Genomic DNA, 19,226 nt, shown 5'->3' with positions numbered 1-19,226 from the left:
GCTTCCTATACTGTTGAACACATATAGGATCGCCCCTTTTGGGTGTGCAGCATTTATTACAATTTAAATCGCATCTATGCAATAACAGATCATTAGAGTTCCCTCATCAGGATTGTTGATAAGATACCGCAGTCATCTGACACGGCTCGCAAATGAACATGTAATACATGCCATCCCCGTATTCCTCAACCTCGCTCCAGTCTATTTGTCCAACGGCCCGCATCCTAGAAGAGCAGCATGGACAGTTCGGGTACTCCGCGTCCTGAACCCATCCGGGATGGCCCCCAATCTGGGAAGCAGAAGGCTCCATCGCCCACTCACTGGCATGGAACGCATGACGTGGTGTGGTCGCAATCCGAAACTGCTGCCCTGCATCCGCTGCAAGCTGAACATCGTCGTCCGGGTCAAGATTATCCGCTCCCATCGGCATCACATTATGCGCACTCCAGCACGGTTCACCTGCTGAATCCATCTCCATATAAACGACGCCATAACAACTACAACTAATGCAAGTCTGCACTTGAAGTCGTTCACTGTTCCAAGCAACGTCCTGCAGTGCTGGATGCCGTACATCCAAATCCATTAAGGTCGTTAACTGACTGCCACACCACTCACAGGTATCGGCACTGGTCAGCAGCATGGAGATGGGATCGCCAATTGATGGGTCGTCTGCCCCTTCATTCCCTTTTACTTTATAGAGTGAATAACTTGGGGTGATGAATAAATCCCTGCGCTGACCTTCATTCGTTAACTCCCAACCGGCTTCGGTTGTATAGTACTCTGGTGCAACATGCAGCTGATCTGCCCAATGAGGTGGCAACTGCCTCCATTGCTGGAACTGACGTACGACCACTTCATCTCCAATATAGGCGAGCATGAGCAACAGGTTATTCCGATTCTCATCATCGGTGTTCACCCGCTGCAAAAGTTGATCACGTACTTCGGGCGAGGCACTCTTATACAAAATGGCAGGGTAGTCAATTTCATGCTCCAGCAGCTCAGGAATCTGTGCAGACAACGAGGTATCATGGTAACAGACCAGATATACCAATATATCTTTACCTGTATCATCATCCCCTGAACGAATCAGCTGCATCGCATACTCAATCATGAGGGCTTGCTGCTCCGCAGACAAGGACAGATATACTTCTTCTTTGGAATGATCGTATGCCACATAACGGATTAGCGGATCATGAACCTGGCGTGTATGCATAACTTTCAAAATCTCCACAGGGTCCGTCATTCCCTCATACAAGTTCACGTCGCGCCGATTGGCTTCAATGTATCTTTGACGTGCCTCACGTTCCATCTCCTGCTTGCAAGGCATACAGTACCCACCTGTTCGGGCAGCCGTTGCTGGCAAAATCGTATTTGGGCACCCCTCTCGTATGCACGGAATGCGTTCTGTCATCCGTTGGCACCTCCTCTGCTATTGATCACGCTTCACGATCCATCGAGTCCCATCCATATCGATCAGCGGGAAGGTAGATTAGTGATGTCCCAGTTGCTCCTTCGTGAATTCATAAAATGCGAGCGCATCTTCGCTGCTGGCAAAGCCCGCCTGAGCCATCTTGTCGCTGCCGCCACCTTTGCCCTGGTAGGCTCCGAGATTGCCCTTGAAGAAAGGTCCACAAGCCCACTCTGGCGGCTGCCCGTTCTGCGCCAATACAACCTTGGCCTCCGAGATGCTCGCAAAGAGTACAAGGCCTTCATGTTCTGATGTCAGCTTGGTTGCCAGACTCTGCATATCCTTGAGCGATTTGTCCTCAAAGATTTGGGCAATGACAAGCCCTTCCCGTGCAGATAAAAGCTCCTGCGCATAATAAGCGTCATTGGAAGCTTTCACCACGTTCAGCTCTGCTTGCAGCTGCTTTTGTTCTGCTTCCATTTTGTCGATCCGATCCGTCAGCTCTTCCCGGCTCGTCTTCAATTTGGCTGTAATTCCGGTCAGTACGCTTTGCGCGGCGTTGAACTCATTCAGTGCTCGGTATCCACATTTAAAATAAATCCGGGTGCCGCCCTTCACTTTCTCGGTTTTCAACAGTTTAATGATCCCGATCTCGCCAGTGGCTGACACATGTGTTCCACCACAAGCGTTATATTCCACACCCTCGATTTCCACGATGCGAATATCTTCGGTGACGGAAGGCTGCTTCACCAGCGGCAGACGGGCCGCTTCTTCCGCTGTGACCCAGGAACTGCTGATTTTGGCATTTCGGTATATCTGCTGATTGACCTCCATTTCAATGGCAGCCAGTTGGTTCGCTCCCAATTCGGCTGCGGCCACATCAATCGTGATATAATCTGTGCCCAGATGAAAACTGAACGTCATCGCATCTGCCAGTTTCAGCGCAATAGCCGATAGCAAATGCTGCCCGCTATGCTGCTGCATATGATCGAATCTGCGCTGCCAATCGATGTGGCAATCCACGTCATTCTGCTCCGGCGCACGCTCCAGCTTGTGCAGCACCTCATCATTTTCACTAATTACATCCAACACATCCATGCCGCCGATCTGTCCCAGATCACAAGGCTGTCCACCCCCATGCGGATAAAAAGCCGTCTCTGCCAGCGTCACATATATACCGTCTTCCTTGTCCACTCTGCCTGTAATTTGTGTATGCCACTCGCGTGTGTATGCCGAGTCATAATAGATTTTTTGCGTCATCGAATCATCCCGATCCCTTCTCTTTCAAATGGCTGTCCATACTCTCCAGATTACACTATCTGGAACCGCCAAGCCAAATTTTCCGACTCACATCTTCGCTTTTCCATATCAAAAAAAGACCGCTCTGTAAGCCAAGCTACAGAGCGGTCTCCTTACTTATATCCACTATCCACGTTTAATGAAACGTTGGATATGGTTTGTACCTATGATTACACCAAAACAAGATGCAGTCATATTAATTTGGTATAGACACAAGAGCGAAACAGACAGAAAGGACCTGAAGAAGCGGAGCGTGCTCCTTTATCACCGGATTTCTCCCTTCAGGGGAAAATCATTGAAATCCGGGGGTAAGAGAGATCGAAAGGTTTTCTGTCTGTGTAGTTACTGAGTGTCTAAATCAAGTATGGTCTGCAATCGGAGTGGCCAAGTGTAATCTCGTTGCACTCCATATTTATTTCATTGACTCAGATAGCTCTGTGAAAATAACACCCAGCGCATAGGCGCCAGCATCCGGGTATCCGAGACTGCGATCACCAACAGCACCCGCGCGGCCCATGCGTGCCACAATGTCTTCTGTTTTCTTCGCGCCTTCTACCGCGGCTTCAGCACCTTTGGCAAACGCCGTTTGGAAGTTATCTCCAGACTTCGCACTTTGCGTCCATGAATCTGCACAAGGAACAAGTGCGTCAATTAATGTCTTGTCACCTACAACGGCACCACGTCCGAAGGAGCGCTCCCCTGTAGATTGAATGCCTTGTACTGCCGCCTGCATCATGTCAGCGAACTCTGCAACGTTCAATTGCTGCTTGTCCCCAACGGCTTTGCCTGCCGCCCGGAATGCCGAACCCCAGATTGGACCGGAGGCACCGCCGCAGTATTCCATAATGACAAGAGAGCATGCATCGAGGAATGAACCGATATTCTTTTTCTCTTCATTCAAGATATGGTTCCATTCACGCTTGAGCTGTCTGAAGCCCTTTGCTACGCTCATGCCAAAGTCGCCGTCACCCGCATGGGAATCCAGTTCACAGAAGGGTACTTCGTTCTTAATGATGATCTCACTCATCTTATCGATCAGGTAGACGATATTATCCAGGGAGAATTGATTGTTGTTGATTACCGCAGACGTTGCAGGTGTCTCCACTTCATAGGATACAGGCGCATCTTCAGTCACGACGGCTTCCAACGCTTCGGAATATGCTACTTGTGCTACTGGAGGACCAGACACTTTGAAAGCAGGTGTATCACTTTCTTTGAACAACAACGTTTTCAATTCATCGTCCAGTTTCAGGATGGTTACCGATGCGCCTGCCATATCGATGCTCGTCATGTAATTGCCAACAAACGTAGTGGCTACACCCAGACCTGAATGTTTTGCCAACTCACGCTGAACCGAGTTGTTGAGCAGATAAAGCTCCTGTAAAGGTGTCGCACCAAAACCATTCACAAGCACAGCAATCTCAGCGGATACATCGTTGTCCAGCTTCATGTCTGCAAGCAGCGCTTCAACCATGCGTCCTGCAAGCTCATCCGCAGATACCAATTTCTCGCGGCGAATACCTGGCTCACCATGAATGCCCACACCGAATTCCATCTCATCTTCAGCGATTTCAAATGTCGGTGTGCCTTTGGCGGGCACGGTGCAGGATGTGAATCCAAATCCGATGCTGCGTACGTTCAGGGCTGCTTTCTCAGCAACGGATTTCACCTCTGCCAGACTGCGGCCTTCTTCGGCAGCGGCACCAGCGATTTTGTGAACCAGTACAGTTCCGGCAACGCCGCGGCGTCCTACCGTATACAAACTGTCTTGAACAGCAATATCATCCTCAACCCGTACATATTGCACATCAATGCCATCTTCCTCGGCAAGATGGGCCGCGTTCTTGAAGTTCATCATGTCGCCGCTGTAGTTTTTAATGATTAGCAGCGTGCCCTTCTTGCTGGCTGTGGCCTTGATCGCCTGATATACCTGAATCTGGGAAGGAGATGCGAATACATCTCCACAGACCGCAGCATCCAGCATGCCTTTGCCAACATAACCCGCATGAGCAGGCTCATGACCACTGCCGCCTCCGCTGATGAGGCTGACTTTGTCCCCATTAATCTCTCTGCGTTTAATGACCTTATATTTTTTCAAAAATTCAAGCTCCGGGTGCGCCAGCGCAATCCCGTTGCACATTTCCATGACGACATTTTCAGCCTGATTGATAATTTTTTTCATTTATTTCGCCTCCCGGCGAGCTTTTTTGTAGTCCCGTCCCATACGGTCAGCAGCCGCAATGGCAGCAGCCACTTCAGGAACAGTAATCGGGAACGGCATGGCGTGAATGGATTCTTCCGGAATACATGCGATCTCGGCCACCTTTAACAACTCTTCCTGACTAATGGTATCTACACCGATATCCGCCAAGCTTACAGGCAGTCCCACCGCGAGACAGAAGTCCATGACTTCATGCAGCTCTTCGGTTGGTGCATTTTCGAGGACGAGTTGTGCAATCGTACCGAAGGATACTTTTTCACCGTGGAAGAAGTGATGTGTACCCTCCAGAACAGTCAAACCGTTGTGGATCGCATGGGCAGCAGCCAGACCGCCACTTTCAAATCCAAGACCAGACAACAGAATGTTGGTCTCAACGATGTTTTCCAGCGCTTGAGTCACGACGTTGCTGTCACTGGCTACTTTTGCTTTCAATCCATCAGTCAGCAGCATTTCATAACACAGTTTTGCAAGGGCAAGTGCTGCATTCGTACCTACTGCGGATGGCGTGTATCCTTCACGGGAGCCCATCGGCAGACTTGCGTTCACACGAGAGTACGACTTCGCTGTAGCTCTTGCTTCAAAGTATGTCGACAATGCATCACCCATACCCGATACGAGGAAACGTGTTGGGGCGTTTGCGATAACCGTTGTGTCCACGAGAACAACACTTGGGCTTTGTTTGAAATAAGCGTAGTCATCAAAAGCACCTTCCGGGGTGTACAACACAGCCGAGTGACTTGTTGGCGCATCCGTTGCTGCGATGGTAGGACAGATAATCAGCGCTTCACCTTCTGCCACACATTTGGCTGCGTCGATCGCTTTACCGCCACCAAGACCGATGGTACAATGACATCCTTTTTCCTTCGCGATCTCTTGCAGACGAGCAACTTCCTCGCGGGAACATTCCCCTTTAAAACCGCTTTCAACAAACGTAATATTGAATTTCTGTGCCGTTGCATCGAGCTTCGCCTTTACACGCTGCACATCATCCGGATGTGCGATCAGCAATGCAGATTCACCAAAGGATTTCACAAAGTAACCGAGGTTCAATAATTCGTCTTCGCCTTGCACATATTTCGTTGGGCTAATAAATGCTTTTCTCATAATGATATAGACCCTCCTATGGATGATATAAGTTAAGTTCGTTTACTGCATAAATGTTCTGCATACCTACAACAAGGGTACCTGATGTCATTCTTGGATGAACTTATACATTAAATTTTAAATGCTCACAATTAACCTAAATATATACCATGCATGTGAGGTTTACAGTGGACTTTGATAACAAATTATTATAATTTGCAATCGTAATTTTTTGCTTTTCAACGGAAACATGGTATCTTATTGTCATGCGATAGGTTAATTTTTGACATCTTCTATACATTACCCGTCATTATCTCATCTTAATATGTACAACTTGCTAACTTTTAACGAACAAAATCTTTCATCAGGTTAGCTATGGAGGGTTCCATTCATGATTAAAGAATATCTGCATATCAATAAAATCCTTGATTTGAATAAATGGAAGCGTCTACAGGATTCCCTTGCCACCGTGACCAAGCTGGCTATTCTAACCGTCGACTATAAAGGCATTCCCGTAACCAGCCATAGCAGCTGTCAGTCCTTTTGCCAAAATGTTCGCAAAGATCCCGAACTGCTCCCCTACTGCCAGAAATGTGATTCTCGTGGTGGTCTGGAAGCCGTTCGATTGAACGAGCCTTATGTCTACCTGTGTCATTTCAATATCGTGGATATCGCGATTCCTATCACGATTGATGGGAAATATATCGGTGCCGTAATGGCAGGACAAGTTAAGCTCGCTGACCCGGAGAAAGGTACGGAACTGGAACAGATCGTCACGTCCAAGAACGTGCCAATGCATGCTGCAAAGCTAAAGGAATTACAGGACGATTATGACCAGCTGCCGGTCATGACCTATGAAGAGGTTGTGAAAATTTCCAACATGCTTTCTTTACTTTGTAACTACATTGTGGAGGAAGCACTAAACAAAAATTTGCTGGTGGAAATGTTCGAGAAAGCTTCGGGGCATCAGGAGTCTCTGAATCTGTCCACGATTCTGCCTGGATACTCCATCCGTAATATTGAGTCGATCAAAAAAGAAATGACCAATGCGATTGCGGATGCCTATCTTAAAAACAGCCCAAGCGATACAGAGAGTTCCAGCCCGGTGCTCCAACCTGCTTTTGAATATATTCACAGTCACAAGAGTGAGCAAGTCTCACTCAAACAAATGGCCGATCTGTGCCACCTGAGTCCAAGTTATTTCAGCAGGCTGTTTGCCAAGGAAACGGGAGAGAACTTCACGACTTATATTGCACGACTCAAAATCAAATGGGCCAAGCAATTGCTGGAGGTTACGGACATGCCCGTGTCGCAGATCAGTGATGAACTGGGGTTCAATGAATCGGGTTATTTTATCAGAATATTCAAAAAATTTGAGGAGATTACGCCTGCCCTCTATCGCAAATACATGCAGGAACAATGAGCAAGCCTAACTATACGTTTTTGTTACAAGAGAAAACTCAGTGATATCTTTTTCGTATCAAAGATGAGGTTAAAAGATATTTCACCTATTAATCTGCCATTGCTACAATGGAGTCCAGATTACTTAGGGAGGCGTCACGAATGGAATATCGCAAATTAGGAAACAGCGGTCTAACCGTCAGTGAAATTTCACTGGGGAACTGGATTACACATGGAGCACAAGTGGATGATGGAATCGCAAAAGCCTGTGTTCAGGCTGCTTTGGAGGCAGGTATCACGACATTTGATACGGCAGACGTCTATTCCAATACCAAGGCAGAAACTGTGTTGGGACATGCTCTTAAGGAGATCCGAAGAGAAAGTATTGAACTGTGCACCAAAGTCTGTCATCCAACCGGCTCAGGTCGCAACGACAGAGGACTTTCCCGCAAACATATCATGGAGGCCTGCAACGCTTCATTGCAAAGATTGCAAACCGATTATATCGACGTCTATTATGCTCACCGTTATGATCCAAATACGCCGCTGGAGGAAACATTCCTTGCATTTGCCGATCTGGTTCGTCAGGGCAAGGTTCACTATATTGGAGTTAGCGAATGGACTGCTGCTCAGATTGAAGAGGCTTCCGCATTTGCTAAGGAGCTTCGCGTGCCCTTTATTGCGAGCCAACCACAGTATTCGATGTTATGGCGTGTTATTGAGCAGGAAGTTGTGCCAGCAAGTACACAAGCAGGTCTGGGCCACATTACATGGTCTCCCCTGGCTCAGGGCATACTATCGGGTAAATATATCCCGCACGAAGCGATCCCAGCCGGATCACGTGCAGCGGCCGAGGCTGGAGCACCCTTTTTCAACAATCTTGCTGGTCGGTGGTTACGTGACGACGTTCTGACTGCTGTTCAGCAGCTTATTCCATTGGCGAAAGACATCGGGCTGACGCTCCCTCAACTTGCCGTCGCCTGGGTTCTCCAGCATTCGTATGTGTCATCCGTCATTATTGGCGCATCTCGTCCAGAACAAGTTCTTGAGAATGTAAAAGCCTCTGGTGTTCAACTGGATCGGGACATCCTGTCCCGCATTGATGAAATATTGGGTGAGTGGATTGAAAGAGACCCTGCCAAGACGGGTTAGTAGCTCTTCTTAAACTACTCTAACCATACTATATAAGTTGAACTAATCATTTGCACGACAACGGAGAGGACAGAAAAAACCTGAAAAAGCGAAGTTACAAGCTTTCTACAAGAAAGCTGCATCGGAAGCATACGCTTATCCCCAGATTTTCCGATTGGAAGGTTGTTCTGTCATCGAAGTGCTAGTGTAAATCATTTTTTGTTCAACTTATATTCCCCTTCAACAATTTCATCTACAATATTCATAAAACGGGAAATCACTTCCTGATTCATGTCCGTCCGCCATGCCGTGTATAACGGTACGGAGGGCGGACTTTCTATTAGTGGTAGAAATACCACACCCCTCCGCTCGAACACATCTACTGAAGAAGGAACGATGGAGATGCCCATGCCCGCTGCCACGAGATTCACAATCGTGTACATCTGAATGGCTTCCTGTGTAATACGAGGATCTACACCATGCTCCCTGCAATAATCCAGAACGAGACGATGAAACGGAGACCCCAGATGCCGCGGGAATAAAATAAAATCTTCGTTCGCCAGCTCTGTTATGGACACCTGAGTCTGTGAAGCTAAAGGGTGATGGTCTGGCAGCACTGCAAGTAATGTTTCCGTCTGACAGACCCGGAACGACAAATGTCCGTTATGATCCGGATACCGCAAAAATCCAATATGGATCTGTCCATCTGCTAGTGCCTGCAATTGTTCGGACGAGGTCATCTCGCGCAACGTAAGTTCAATCTGCGGGTACGCAGCTCGGAATTTTCTCAGCACATCGACCATAATACTCCCCGAAGCAGAATCCACAAAAGCAACCGTTAAATGTCCAATGATGCCCTGGTCAGCCTTCTGCGTAAGCTGGATGGAGCGTTCAAGTTGGGCCATGATCAGCCTCGCCTGTTCCAGAAATACGGCACCTGCCGCCGTGAGACGAACCATTTTTTTCGTGCGTTCCAACAGCTTCACGCCAAGCTCTTCTTCCAGATTCTGAATCTGCTGGCTCAGCGGCGGCTGCGTCATATTTAATTTCTCTGCCGCACGGTGGAAATGAAGCTCCTCCGCCACGGTGATAAAGTATCGTAATTTTCGGATATCCATTCGCCTGATGTACTTCCCTTCTGTCTGACCTCTTACTTCATCTGTTCCTGAACCCAAACGGCTGATTCAGCCAGCATCGTCATTAATTCATTAAAGTCCACGGCTATCTCACGAAGAGGTAGTTCTCCCGCATCGTGGATTAACATCAGAACCTTGCCAGAATTTTGATCCAGTATAGCAATGCTTCCTTCGCCAAACCCACCAATTGGAAATGGTTGCAACTCAGCGGGCAACTCGTATTCCTTCTCATATTCACGGTATACTTCCAGGAACTCGGGATATGCCCAATTCAATTCTTTCACCGAATACACGGCAGGATCGCCGAAGTTGCATGCACCAAATTCAAGCAAGAGCTCACGATACACTGCGGGCAATTTCACATTAAACTTTTGCTCAAAATCCTCAATGCTTTGTTGCGTTTCAGGAGTACACCCTTCTCCCATGGTTGTATTGTATGCTTCCACCAAAAGATCACGAATGGACTCCAAACGTATTGACTCCACTTGAACTCCTCCTTATAAATGAAAATCAATGAAATTGTGGTCCACGAATATGTTCACTATTAACGACGCGATGATACTAGAAGCTGCATTATTGCTGTTATTACTGCATTAAAGTACTTTTCGTCAGCTATCTTTCTTTTCCTGCAACAAAAATGCCCTATCCAACAAGTGGATAAGGCAGAATTAGCATAGCTTTATTTTAGTTCACATGTTTCCGCAGTTCTTCATCCAACCATTGCAGCGCTGAATGCAGCTTGTCCTTGGGTACATTCTGATAACGATCCCCCGTTGACAATTCAAAGGCACAGCTATGAGCACTGGTCTGCTGCAAGTATGAAGTAAACCCTAAGCCGAATTGCTGTGTCATGAATGCCAGAATACGCTCCACTTCGGCTTGGGCCAAGGGGAAATGTACGTGAAACATATTGGAGACGGGTACTTCTGGCAATGTACGTATACCGTGACACGCATTTAACAAGGAAGCAAGTTCTTTCGCCTGCTCATAATAAAGCCCCATTTTGCCAATTCGTTCATTGAAATAATATTGAGAACTAAGAATATACGGATATAGGCCGATCAGATCGCCGCCGTGCCGACGCTTCCATATTTTCGATTCTTGCATGACATCCGTATCTCCTGCCAATATAGCCCCAGCAATTCCTCCAATGCCTTTGTAAAAAGACACGTAGACACTATCGAACAGACTGCAAATCTCGGCGGGTGTCTTCTGATAATAAGGCGTGATTTCGAACAGGCGTGCCCCGTCCAGATGAAGCTTGATTCCACGTTCACGGCAATAAGCCGAGATTGCTTCCAACTCTTCATAGGCAGGCAATTGTCCACCAATCTCGCGTTGAGGCAGTTCAAGCAGCAGGCAGGAAATTTCCTCATTCATCCCCTCTACATCTTCCAATCGAATCAGTCGGTCCTCGTCCGCCAGCAAAACGGTTTCAATCTGATGCAGTTCCTTCAGTCCGTCTTCCTCATGGATTTCCAGATGAGATAAAGGATGATAGGCTACCCGCTTGATGCCTTTGCGGTCACACCAGATACGTAGCGCAATTTGCTGTGCCATCGTACCACTGGGGAAAAATACAGCCGATTCCTTGCCCAGAACGTCAGCCATCTGCTGCTGGAATTGATCAATGATTTTACCGTTGCCATAATGATCACTATACTGTTCCCCATCCACCTGCTCCAGCGCTTTCTGAAGCACTTTGACTTTACGACTTCCGTGACCGCCTATAATAAACTCTGCCTGATTAAAAGCTTCCGCTAATGTTAACTCTGTATTCTTCAAGGTTATTTACTCCTTTATTGTCCTGGTTTTTTGGTTCGTTATCATCTGCACCAATGCACCCAGCGCCCCGGATAGATGCTCACTCCGGGAATGCACAAATCCCACTTCCAACCTGCGGTACGGATCAGGCAAAGATAACACTGCAACCTCGCCTCTTCGCTCTGCTTTAGTAACCGAGGAGCGTGGGAGCAATGACACACCCAACCCGGCAGATACGCCATTCAGAATAGTGTCCAATGTTCCGTATTCCGTGACATTGAGGGTGTGCACGCCTTGATCTTGCAAAAAGGCTTCTGCCTGTTCGCGATGAGTACACCCTACTTCAAAGAATAACATGGGTTTACGCAATAAATCATGCATTTTATGGGTCCCGGGTTCGGCAATCAGCACCAATTCTTCGTCGTACACTTTCATATAGTTCAGCTCAGGGTGGTCGACCGGGCCATATATTAAACCCCCATGCAGCTCATGTTGAATGACCTTCTGATTGAGTTCATGTGTACCCCCTGTAATTAACGAATGCTGAACCTCGGGGTAACATAAACGGTATTCAGCGAGCAGCGGCGTCAGATAACTGGAGACTGCGGTCTCAATCGCACCAACACGAAGCATACCTGAAGGTGGATTTCCGATCTGCGTTGCCTGCTCCGCTTCATATAATAAATGTAATATTTTATCCGCATATCCCAGCAAATTCTCACCCGCTGGTGTGAGCGACATGCCCCGGTTGGAGCGATGAAACAGCGGTACCTGCAGCTGATCTTCCAACTGTTTAATTCGTGTTGTTACATTGGATTGCACATAATTCAGCGCTACTGCTGCTTTGCTGATACTGCCTTCGCGGGCAACCGCCTGAAATATTCTCAAATCTCCTGCATCCATGCCCTGATCACCTGCTTGTTATCTATGATCTGAATTGATACTGACATTCATTTTTGTTCATTTTACGTGAATCTGCCCCATCTGTACAATGAGGCTCAGTAGTGAAGTTTTTTATACACAAGGAGGATTTTTGAAAATGAAAGCTATTATACATTCCGGCCAGAGCGGCCTTGAAGGTCTTCAATATACAGAGTCAACATCTCGCGCACCAGAAGCCGGTGAAGTACAGATCCAACTGAAATCTGCTGGAATTAATCATCGTGATCTGTTCATCATGGCAGGACGTACATTTCAGGATACACCACTCATTCTTGGTTCCGATGGAGCAGGTGTAATCATAGCGATTGGAGAAAGTGTAGATGGCTTATCTGTAGGTGATGAGGTCATTATCCACCCTACTCTTGGTTGGGACCACGCAGTAGACGTGCCCATTGTGCCCGATATTGTAGGAGGCCCTACGGATGGAACTCTCGCACAATATATTACGCTGCCTGCTAGAAATGCCTTGCCCAAACCCTCTCATCTATCCTGGGCGGAAGCAGGGGTGTTGTCCCTTTCGGCTTTGACAGCATACCGCGCCCTATTCACTCGTGGCGAACTTAAGCAGGGTGAACATATCCTCATTCCCGGCATTGGCGGCGGTGTAGCGACCTATGCTTTGCTTATAGCCATAGCTGCTGGTGCCAAGGTAACCGTTACATCCAGAAGTGAAGCCAAGATACATGAGGCTCTGCGTCTGGGCGCTTTCCAAGCTCTGGACAGTCATGCAGACTGGAGTCTGCAGAACGATCTTAATCCTATTGATCTCATCTTGGATAGCATCGGACAAGCCATGTTTCCCAAATATTTTGATATAATCAGACCAGGTGGCCGTATCGTGATGTATGGTGCAAGCTCTGGAGATGATCTGGCTGTTCCGATCCGTTCGATCTTTTTCCCGCAAGTTAGCCTGATTGGCACCTCCATGGGCAGCCGTGAAGAGTTTGTCCAGATGCTCCAATGGGTTGAAGAACATGATATACATCCTGTAATCGATAGCATATATCCGCTACAAGACACAGCCAAAGCATTCGAACGTATGGAAAAGGGAGAACAGTTTGGCAATCTTGCTATACTCGTGGAGTGACATCTGGTTATAGATGGACCTTCATTACTTGGTAAAAATCATTTTACGATAATGGGGGAATCCATCTGACCCGTCTCGCTAAACGTACAGCCATTGTTCTGGTCGTAATTATACTTTTGGCTCAAATTCCGTTGTTGAAAGCAACCCTTGCCCGCGGGGTAACTACGCTATATGTGAACATAAAGTACCCCGAACGCTCCTTTCAATACAGGGATTTCATCTATGAATCTCATTTTGGGAGCTATCTCATTTCTTATGCTGATCAAGACGAACAACTCATTAGCCTGATGCTTGAGCCTCAATTTTTACCAGTGATCGTTACATATGATCCATTGGATCAACCCATGAAAGACTAAATTATTCACTCTATGAATCATTCAGGAGGTATCGATATGTCTAATCATTTGCACTTGGTAGAATTAGTTCGCAAGCTAATGAATGCCGAAGGAACCGAGGATGAACTGGATGAGATGCTAAACGAGCTGCAGCAGCAATTGCCTTACGCGGAGATCAGCAATCTCATTTTCTGGGATGATCGAGATCTGACACCCGAGCAGATTGTGGAGGAGGCGCTGACTGCTCGTCCCATCATTCTTCCGCCCCAGCCCTAACATACTTCAGGAGGTTAATGACGGATATGTCGGATCTGAATCATAACAACAATGAACAGCCTGATTTGAGCACTATCAGTGGAGAAGAAAAACTACAGGCCCTTCGTGATCTGATCGATCTGACGGATAACCACCTTGCTCAGCAAATTCTCACTATTGGCATGGATTCTCGCGAAGAAGATCTGGTGCGCATCGAAGCATGGCGTGCTCTTGGTATGGCATGCACCTCTGCTCTTCTAGGTGAGATCCTTCATGCTGCCGCACAACTTGTTCGTAATCCAGAAGAAGATGAGGATGTACAGAATTACGTCTTGCAAACTCTCGCCTTATTGCCTATTACCAAAGCGGAGATCAAGTTGGCTCAGGAGGTTTTGGAGGGGGAAGCCTATATTTTGGTCAAAGCAGCGGCCTTTGCTATTCTTGTTGCACATCAACATGTTTCTGGTGCCACATCCGCGCTAGAATCGCTTCAATACGATCCTGATTTTGGCGCTTCCGCGAAGCGGGTACTGCATTTGAATTAAGGAAGTGATAATGATGACTAGTGAGCGGACATGACCTTTCACATCAACATGAATTTTATGAAAACTGAATCAAAACCAGGAGAAGCTGCTACGAAATCTGTCCGAATGAACAGAGGAACCGAAGATCAAGATTCTCAGACCCTGTATGTATCCATCTCCGGTTAAATATTAATATCCTCCATACTCAAGTTCAGAGCATGAAGGATTTTTAATATCGTTAATGAAACATACTACCTAGTAAACTGTATTTCTTGGTTTATTACCCTCAACTCTACGGTGTATGTTTACCCACGTACTGTAAAGTTCCTTTAGGGAACTCGTTCCACTCACCTGTTAATGAGAACTGTTGTGAACCCGTGTAAATCCCACGTTTGCGAATAAATGTCCCACCAGCAGGCATAAATTGATCATGCGAGGATGGGTCTCCCAGTACATCGACAATTCTTCCGTCCTTTTTGAGAACCAAAGCAACGACGTTATACTCATTCGGGTTATACAATTCCAGTTCATCATTGTAGTACGTGGCTGAAGTGATATCAAAAAAGTCGTAAAATATATAATTTATATAAATGAAAGGCATTCCTGGAACAACATCGAATACATTTTTCGTCGTCACCTTCATTGTTGACGTCTTTTTCATCCACTGATACACGTCCACTTGATAACCTGTTGCCTTGTGAGACGGATTACCGTCACCAGTATAGTACAGTTGGACAACACTACGTCCATCTCCTGCATCCATGTATTGAGAGAAAAATAACTCGGGTGAGCCTTGTGGAAGCGAATTGACCTGAACGACCACGGCTCTACCATCATTTCCAATAATCCAGAAGTACAACGGAGATGCGGTTAAAGTAATTTGAGTCGTATTTATCGTATCCGGTCCCGTAAACGTCGAATCTGGTGTGCCACTATATAGTTTGAAACTTGTCTGTCCCGGGAACAAATTCGAAGTTGAATAGGTTAGAGCATCCTGCACCCCTGATTTCGTATTGATCTGCATCACTCCATCATTCACCAGAGAAGCGGTACGAACATTAAAGGAATACTCTGCCTCTCCACCTTTTCCATCCTTCGCCGTCAGGGTTAATGGGGCTACTGCATTACCTGTTCCCGGCTTCAAGGTTAACAGGCTACCATTAATGCTTGCATTAACTGCTTCGCTCGAAATGCTGCTAATTGCAAATTGTAACACATCTCCATCTGGATCACTGAACAATTGACTCAGATCAAACGTACGATCGTTCGTTACATTGGGTGTTAAAACTTGTTCGTAAATACTGCTTACAACCTCTGGTGATAAATTAGGACCAGCAGGCTCACCTTGTATGGTCAAGCCAAAGGACGCTTGCTCGCTTCGTCCTGTCTGATCATACACCGTTAACGTCACTGTTGTGTGTCCTTCCGCAATTGGAGCGACAGATACCCTCGAACCAGTAGTAGAAACTTCCGCAATATTGACGTCTTCAGAAGAGGCATCCACCGTTAATGTACTTATGTCAAAATTCAGCAGGTACGGAGTAAGGTCTATATCCTCAGTCGTCCAAGGCCATGTTACCGTTTGATCCGGAATCGAACCAATGCTTCCTGATTCTAAGACCTCTACATCAATAGGGACTGTTGCCTTTTTGCCATATACATCTTTTGCTATAATGTCAGCTTGAAATTTCCCAACTTGCTTGGGATGAATAATCAGCTTGTTTTCTTGAATATTCATCTCTGCTATCAGGAAATTATTGAAGTCAATTGGCGTTTGAAACTCTAATGCATCTCCATCTGGATCACTAAAATATTGTGAGAGATCAATGACAATATCCTCCTTACCCAGAAACAACGTTTGAGCAGGTAGATCACTCGTAAGAATTGGAGAAGCATTAGGCTTAGGATTAACGCTTATTTGAAAACCAGTGGAAACGAAACCTCCCCTACCATCTTCAACCGAATAGTTAATGGTATATTCTCCAAATTTCAGAGCAGTAAAATTCAGCACTCCGGAAATTTCCTCCACTATCAATCCATCCGGATCAGATGAACTGGCGCTGAATGTAAGCGGGTCACCGTCTGGATCACTATAATAATCATTTAAGTTAACAGATGGAATTCGATCTGGTAAGAAACCAAAATATACGTTAATCCAACCAGGTGACTGTCCTACCGGATTCAAATTCGGTATAGGATCTACATTGATATCAAATGTGCCACTTGTTAATCCGCCCTTACCGTCATTTACGGAATACGATATGGTATAAGTTCCAAGTTGAAGAGCAGTTAACTTCAACTCACCTGCATTTTCCTCCACAGCAACCCCATCTGAATTGGATGAAGCTGCTGAATACGTTAAAGCATCACCATCTGGATCAGTATATAGCTCGTTCAGTTTCACTACAGGGATGTCATCACCCAGATAGACGTCTATTTTCGATGGAGCTTCTCCCATAGGCGCACGATTCAGTGGTGGAAGAACAACAACCCTCATGTCGAGTTCTGTAACACCCGTACTGCCATCATCTGCGATTTGCCCATCATCCACTTTGATTTTAAGAACAACTTCGCCCGCCTTTTTAGGCGTTAACCTCAATACAGATTGCCCATATTCCGATTTTACGATCTCCGTATCCACGATTTCCGGGGCACTATTCAATACACTGTAAAGCAGCTCCGATTCATATTTCTCATCATCCATAACATAGACCATGAGATGGACATCTGTGCTGCCTGACCCGGCTATAAGCTCTTGATCCGGGATCGGTGATGGAAGAGGTGGTGCATTCACGTTGACGTCAAATGTGGACCTCAGCCTTTTGCCGCGACCATCATTCGAGGACACAGTTATTGTGGCTGTACCATGTTCCAAGGGTATAATTTCGAGATTTGATCCACTAAGCACAACCTTAGCTACTGAGGATTTGGACGAAGCAACCGTATACGTTATTGAATCACCATCCGGATCAGTCACATAGTCGTTCAGGTTTAACGTCTTACCCTGACCATTTGCCGTAAACTTGCGATTTTCAAATGGCTTCAGCAGTTCAGGTGATCGATTGGCAACAACAGGAGTTGTTTCGCTCACTCCCGTTCCACCTGACGAAGAAGATGCCGCATTCGAAGTTACTGTTCCGGTGTTTCCACTTACGGCCGAAGATAGTACTCCAGCAGCCAGAGAAACCTCGGCAACCTTAATATTCCCTGTTATATTAACCTGTGCTGCTGCATTATTCACCTGAAGTCGTTGAATGGTACCCGCTACATTAAGATTAACAGCACCAACCCCATCAACCGTTAATTGTGGCAGGCTGACATTACCGTTAAGTTGCAGAGGCTTTGACGTATTCAACTTGACCGTATCTACAGTTCCCTGCATTTCCACCTTACTCGCGCCATCTACAATATTCAGTAAAGACAGCTCAGCTGTGTTTGCAATTTCAAGAGCACTGTCAGTTTTAATACTAACCTCTTGAGCATTCGTACTGCCCGAGAACACCACATGTACATCACTTTTATCTATATTCACATTGTTTAGAACAGAGTCTTCGAACACAACGGTATTGCTGTCGCCACCCTGAACTGAAATAGATTGTTCTACTTTTATATTTTTGGCATAGAAATCATGCTCCATCTCTGGTGCTATCGTCAGTTTGCCTTTGATCTTAAGCCCTTGTACCGAAGTGAAGTCCGCCTTAATCGTCAGATCTCCATTCAATGTGGTTTCCCCAGCATTCAATAACAGATTACGGCTGAATTCCGCCTCTCCTGTCTGTGCTGATTTTCCACCTTTTCTAATTTCCAAGGCGTTAATTTCGGTAATTGTATGATCTTGGCTCTTAAACTGTATACCAGCCTGATCAAGTACAGCCTTGTTACGTTCATTCAGAAGACCTGCCACTTGTTCAGATATCTGATAGACAACTCCGTTGATCTGAACTTGGCTTCCATGGATTGACTGGACCACAGACAGGCGGGTTTCTGGGAAGATGGCTGACAACATCATACCTATGGCTTCGCCCCGAACAAGACCTTGTTTAACTTTATTCTCTCCCTGATATTCACTTAGAAGATTAGCCTTCTCAGCAGCTTGGATATAAGGAGCCGCCCACGCACTTGCCCCTTTCCATTCCGAAGGAAGTGACTCTATTTGATTACCTTGTTTAGCATAAGCCGTTGCTCTCACCAAAACGGTGATCAATTCCTGTCCGGTAATCTCCGCTCGTGGATGGAAATACCCTTTTGTATCTCCCTGCAAAAGACCAGCCTTCTTCACCGCTTGAATGGAAGGTGCTGACCAACTAGCTGAGTTCACATCTACAAATGGCTCTGAAACTTTCTTACTTGTTGTTAGTCCGAGAGCCTGCGCAAGAACAACCGCCAGTTCCTGACGGGTGATCGGATCGGTCGCCCGAAGGTTCCCATCTGGATCTCCTTTGATGAACCCCATGCCTACAGCCTTATTCATCGAATCATTTAATTGATTTGTAGCATTGGAGCCTGAAGATATGCTAGATGGGGTTATCGTCTGCTCTGCTGAATCCCGACTCTGTGCAGCAACTGGAACAGTATTACTTAAGAGCAATGCAATCATGGCTAATTGTGCTGTTCTTTTCATTTTTCGCATTAGTATTCTC

14 protein-coding genes are annotated in these 19,226 nt (G+C 46.4%); 5 read left to right on the top strand and 9 right to left on the bottom strand.

Features of this window, described 5'->3' with window-relative positions:
- Positions 1–106: 106 nt before the first annotated feature.
- The 4 genes from MKY42_RS04885 to MKY42_RS04870 all read right to left on the bottom strand — a co-directional run bounded on the left by MKY42_RS04885 (position 107) and on the right by MKY42_RS04870 (position 6,032).
- A complete protein-coding gene (locus MKY42_RS04885) occupies positions 107–1,411 on the bottom strand; it encodes a DUF1963 domain-containing protein (RefSeq protein ID WP_179261478.1) in 1,305 nt (434 codons plus the stop codon).
- Positions 1,412–1,489: 78 nt separating this feature from the next.
- The gene (locus MKY42_RS04880) at positions 1,490–2,668 is read right to left on the bottom strand and encodes an alanyl-tRNA editing protein (RefSeq protein WP_090893520.1); all 1,179 of its coding nucleotides are present in this window, start codon (positions 2,666–2,668) and stop codon (positions 1,490–1,492) included.
- 451 nt (positions 2,669–3,119) lie between these two features.
- On the bottom strand, positions 3,120–4,889 hold the full coding sequence (dhaK, locus tag MKY42_RS04875) for a dihydroxyacetone kinase subunit DhaK (protein WP_339849126.1): 1,770 nt from the start codon (positions 4,887–4,889) through the stop codon (positions 3,120–3,122).
- Positions 4,890–6,032: a glycerol dehydrogenase gene (locus MKY42_RS04870; RefSeq protein WP_090893517.1), complete on the bottom strand. Its 1,143-nt coding sequence runs from the start codon at positions 6,030–6,032 to the stop codon at positions 4,890–4,892.
- A 370-nt stretch (positions 6,033–6,402) separates the two neighbouring features.
- Here MKY42_RS04870 and MKY42_RS04865 point away from each other — a divergent pair, with 370 nt between their 5' ends.
- Positions 6,403–7,434: a PocR ligand-binding domain-containing protein gene (locus MKY42_RS04865; protein ID WP_090893515.1), complete on the top strand. Its 1,032-nt coding sequence runs from the start codon at positions 6,403–6,405 to the stop codon at positions 7,432–7,434.
- A gap of 140 nt (positions 7,435–7,574) precedes the next feature.
- Positions 7,575–8,564 (top strand): aldo/keto reductase family protein, encoded by a 990-nt coding sequence (locus MKY42_RS04860; protein ID WP_090893512.1) that lies wholly within the window; start codon positions 7,575–7,577, stop codon positions 8,562–8,564.
- A gap of 191 nt (positions 8,565–8,755) precedes the next feature.
- Here the strand turns inward: MKY42_RS04860 and MKY42_RS04855 are convergent, their stop codons facing one another.
- The 4 genes from MKY42_RS04855 to MKY42_RS04840 all read right to left on the bottom strand — a co-directional run bounded on the left by MKY42_RS04855 (position 8,756) and on the right by MKY42_RS04840 (position 12,346).
- Positions 8,756–9,661, bottom strand: a complete 906-nt coding sequence (locus MKY42_RS04855; protein WP_339849120.1) for a LysR substrate-binding domain-containing protein — start codon at positions 9,659–9,661, stop codon at positions 8,756–8,758.
- 32 nt (positions 9,662–9,693) lie between these two features.
- Positions 9,694–10,164, bottom strand: coding sequence for an SMI1/KNR4 family protein (locus tag MKY42_RS04850; protein WP_090893508.1), 471 nt, complete (start codon positions 10,162–10,164; stop codon positions 9,694–9,696).
- A 199-nt stretch (positions 10,165–10,363) separates the two neighbouring features.
- On the bottom strand, positions 10,364–11,464 hold the full coding sequence (locus MKY42_RS04845; RefSeq protein ID WP_339849117.1) for a beta-eliminating lyase-related protein: 1,101 nt from the start codon (positions 11,462–11,464) through the stop codon (positions 10,364–10,366).
- Between the two features lie 6 nt (positions 11,465–11,470).
- Entirely contained in the window at positions 11,471–12,346 is an 876-nt protein-coding gene (locus tag MKY42_RS04840; protein WP_339849114.1) for a LysR family transcriptional regulator, read from the bottom strand.
- 136 nt (positions 12,347–12,482) lie between these two features.
- Between MKY42_RS04840 and MKY42_RS04835 the strand changes: the two genes are divergently transcribed.
- The 3 genes from MKY42_RS04835 (at position 12,483) to MKY42_RS04825 (ending at position 14,607) form a co-directional block, all read left to right on the top strand.
- The gene (locus MKY42_RS04835) at positions 12,483–13,472 is read left to right on the top strand and encodes a zinc-binding dehydrogenase (protein ID WP_090893505.1); all 990 of its coding nucleotides are present in this window, start codon (positions 12,483–12,485) and stop codon (positions 13,470–13,472) included.
- A 392-nt stretch (positions 13,473–13,864) separates the two neighbouring features.
- On the top strand, positions 13,865–14,083 hold the full coding sequence (locus tag MKY42_RS04830; RefSeq protein WP_090893504.1) for a bacteriocin immunity protein: 219 nt from the start codon (positions 13,865–13,867) through the stop codon (positions 14,081–14,083).
- A 26-nt stretch (positions 14,084–14,109) separates the two neighbouring features.
- A complete protein-coding gene (locus MKY42_RS04825) occupies positions 14,110–14,607 on the top strand; it encodes a hypothetical protein (protein ID WP_339849106.1) in 498 nt (165 codons plus the stop codon).
- Positions 14,608–14,878: 271 nt separating this feature from the next.
- Here the strand turns inward: MKY42_RS04825 and MKY42_RS04820 are convergent, their stop codons facing one another.
- Complete coding sequence (locus tag MKY42_RS04820; RefSeq protein WP_339849103.1) at positions 14,879–19,216, bottom strand: S-layer homology domain-containing protein; 4,338 nt, start codon at positions 19,214–19,216, stop codon at positions 14,879–14,881.
- Between the last annotated feature and the right edge of the window lie 10 nt (positions 19,217–19,226).

It is taken from the genome of Paenibacillus sp. FSL W7-1088, from assembly GCF_037969855.1.
Lineage (GTDB): Bacteria > Bacillota > Bacilli > Paenibacillales > Paenibacillaceae > Paenibacillus.
Note: the sequence above shows the minus strand (reverse complement) of the source record. Positions and strands in the feature narration are given on the sequence as shown.

What these genes read in the sequence shown, in the direction of transcription:
- dhaK (WP_339849126.1), bottom strand. Translation starts at nt 4,889, where the DNA reads ATGAAAAAAATTATCAATCAGGCTGAAAATGTCGTCATGGAAATGTGC.
- MKY42_RS04880 (WP_090893520.1), bottom strand. Translation starts at nt 2,668, where the DNA reads ATGACGCAAAAAATCTATTATGACTCGGCATACACACGCGAGTGGCAT.
- MKY42_RS04835 (WP_090893505.1), top strand. Translation starts at nt 12,483, where the DNA reads ATGAAAGCTATTATACATTCCGGCCAGAGCGGCCTTGAAGGTCTTCAA.
- MKY42_RS04860 (WP_090893512.1), top strand. Translation starts at nt 7,575, where the DNA reads ATGGAATATCGCAAATTAGGAAACAGCGGTCTAACCGTCAGTGAAATT.
- MKY42_RS04855 (WP_339849120.1), bottom strand. Translation starts at nt 9,661, where the DNA reads ATGGATATCCGAAAATTACGATACTTTATCACCGTGGCGGAGGAGCTT.
- MKY42_RS04885 (WP_179261478.1), bottom strand. Translation starts at nt 1,411, where the DNA reads ATGACAGAACGCATTCCGTGCATACGAGAGGGGTGCCCAAATACGATT.
- MKY42_RS04820 (WP_339849103.1), bottom strand. Translation starts at nt 19,216, where the DNA reads ATGCGAAAAATGAAAAGAACAGCACAATTAGCCATGATTGCATTGCTC.
- MKY42_RS04840 (WP_339849114.1), bottom strand. Translation starts at nt 12,346, where the DNA reads ATGGATGCAGGAGATTTGAGAATATTTCAGGCGGTTGCCCGCGAAGGC.
- MKY42_RS04870 (WP_090893517.1), bottom strand. Translation starts at nt 6,032, where the DNA reads ATGAGAAAAGCATTTATTAGCCCAACGAAATATGTGCAAGGCGAAGAC.
- MKY42_RS04865 (WP_090893515.1), top strand. Translation starts at nt 6,403, where the DNA reads ATGATTAAAGAATATCTGCATATCAATAAAATCCTTGATTTGAATAAA.
- MKY42_RS04830 (WP_090893504.1), top strand. Translation starts at nt 13,865, where the DNA reads ATGTCTAATCATTTGCACTTGGTAGAATTAGTTCGCAAGCTAATGAAT.
- MKY42_RS04825 (WP_339849106.1), top strand. Translation starts at nt 14,110, where the DNA reads ATGTCGGATCTGAATCATAACAACAATGAACAGCCTGATTTGAGCACT.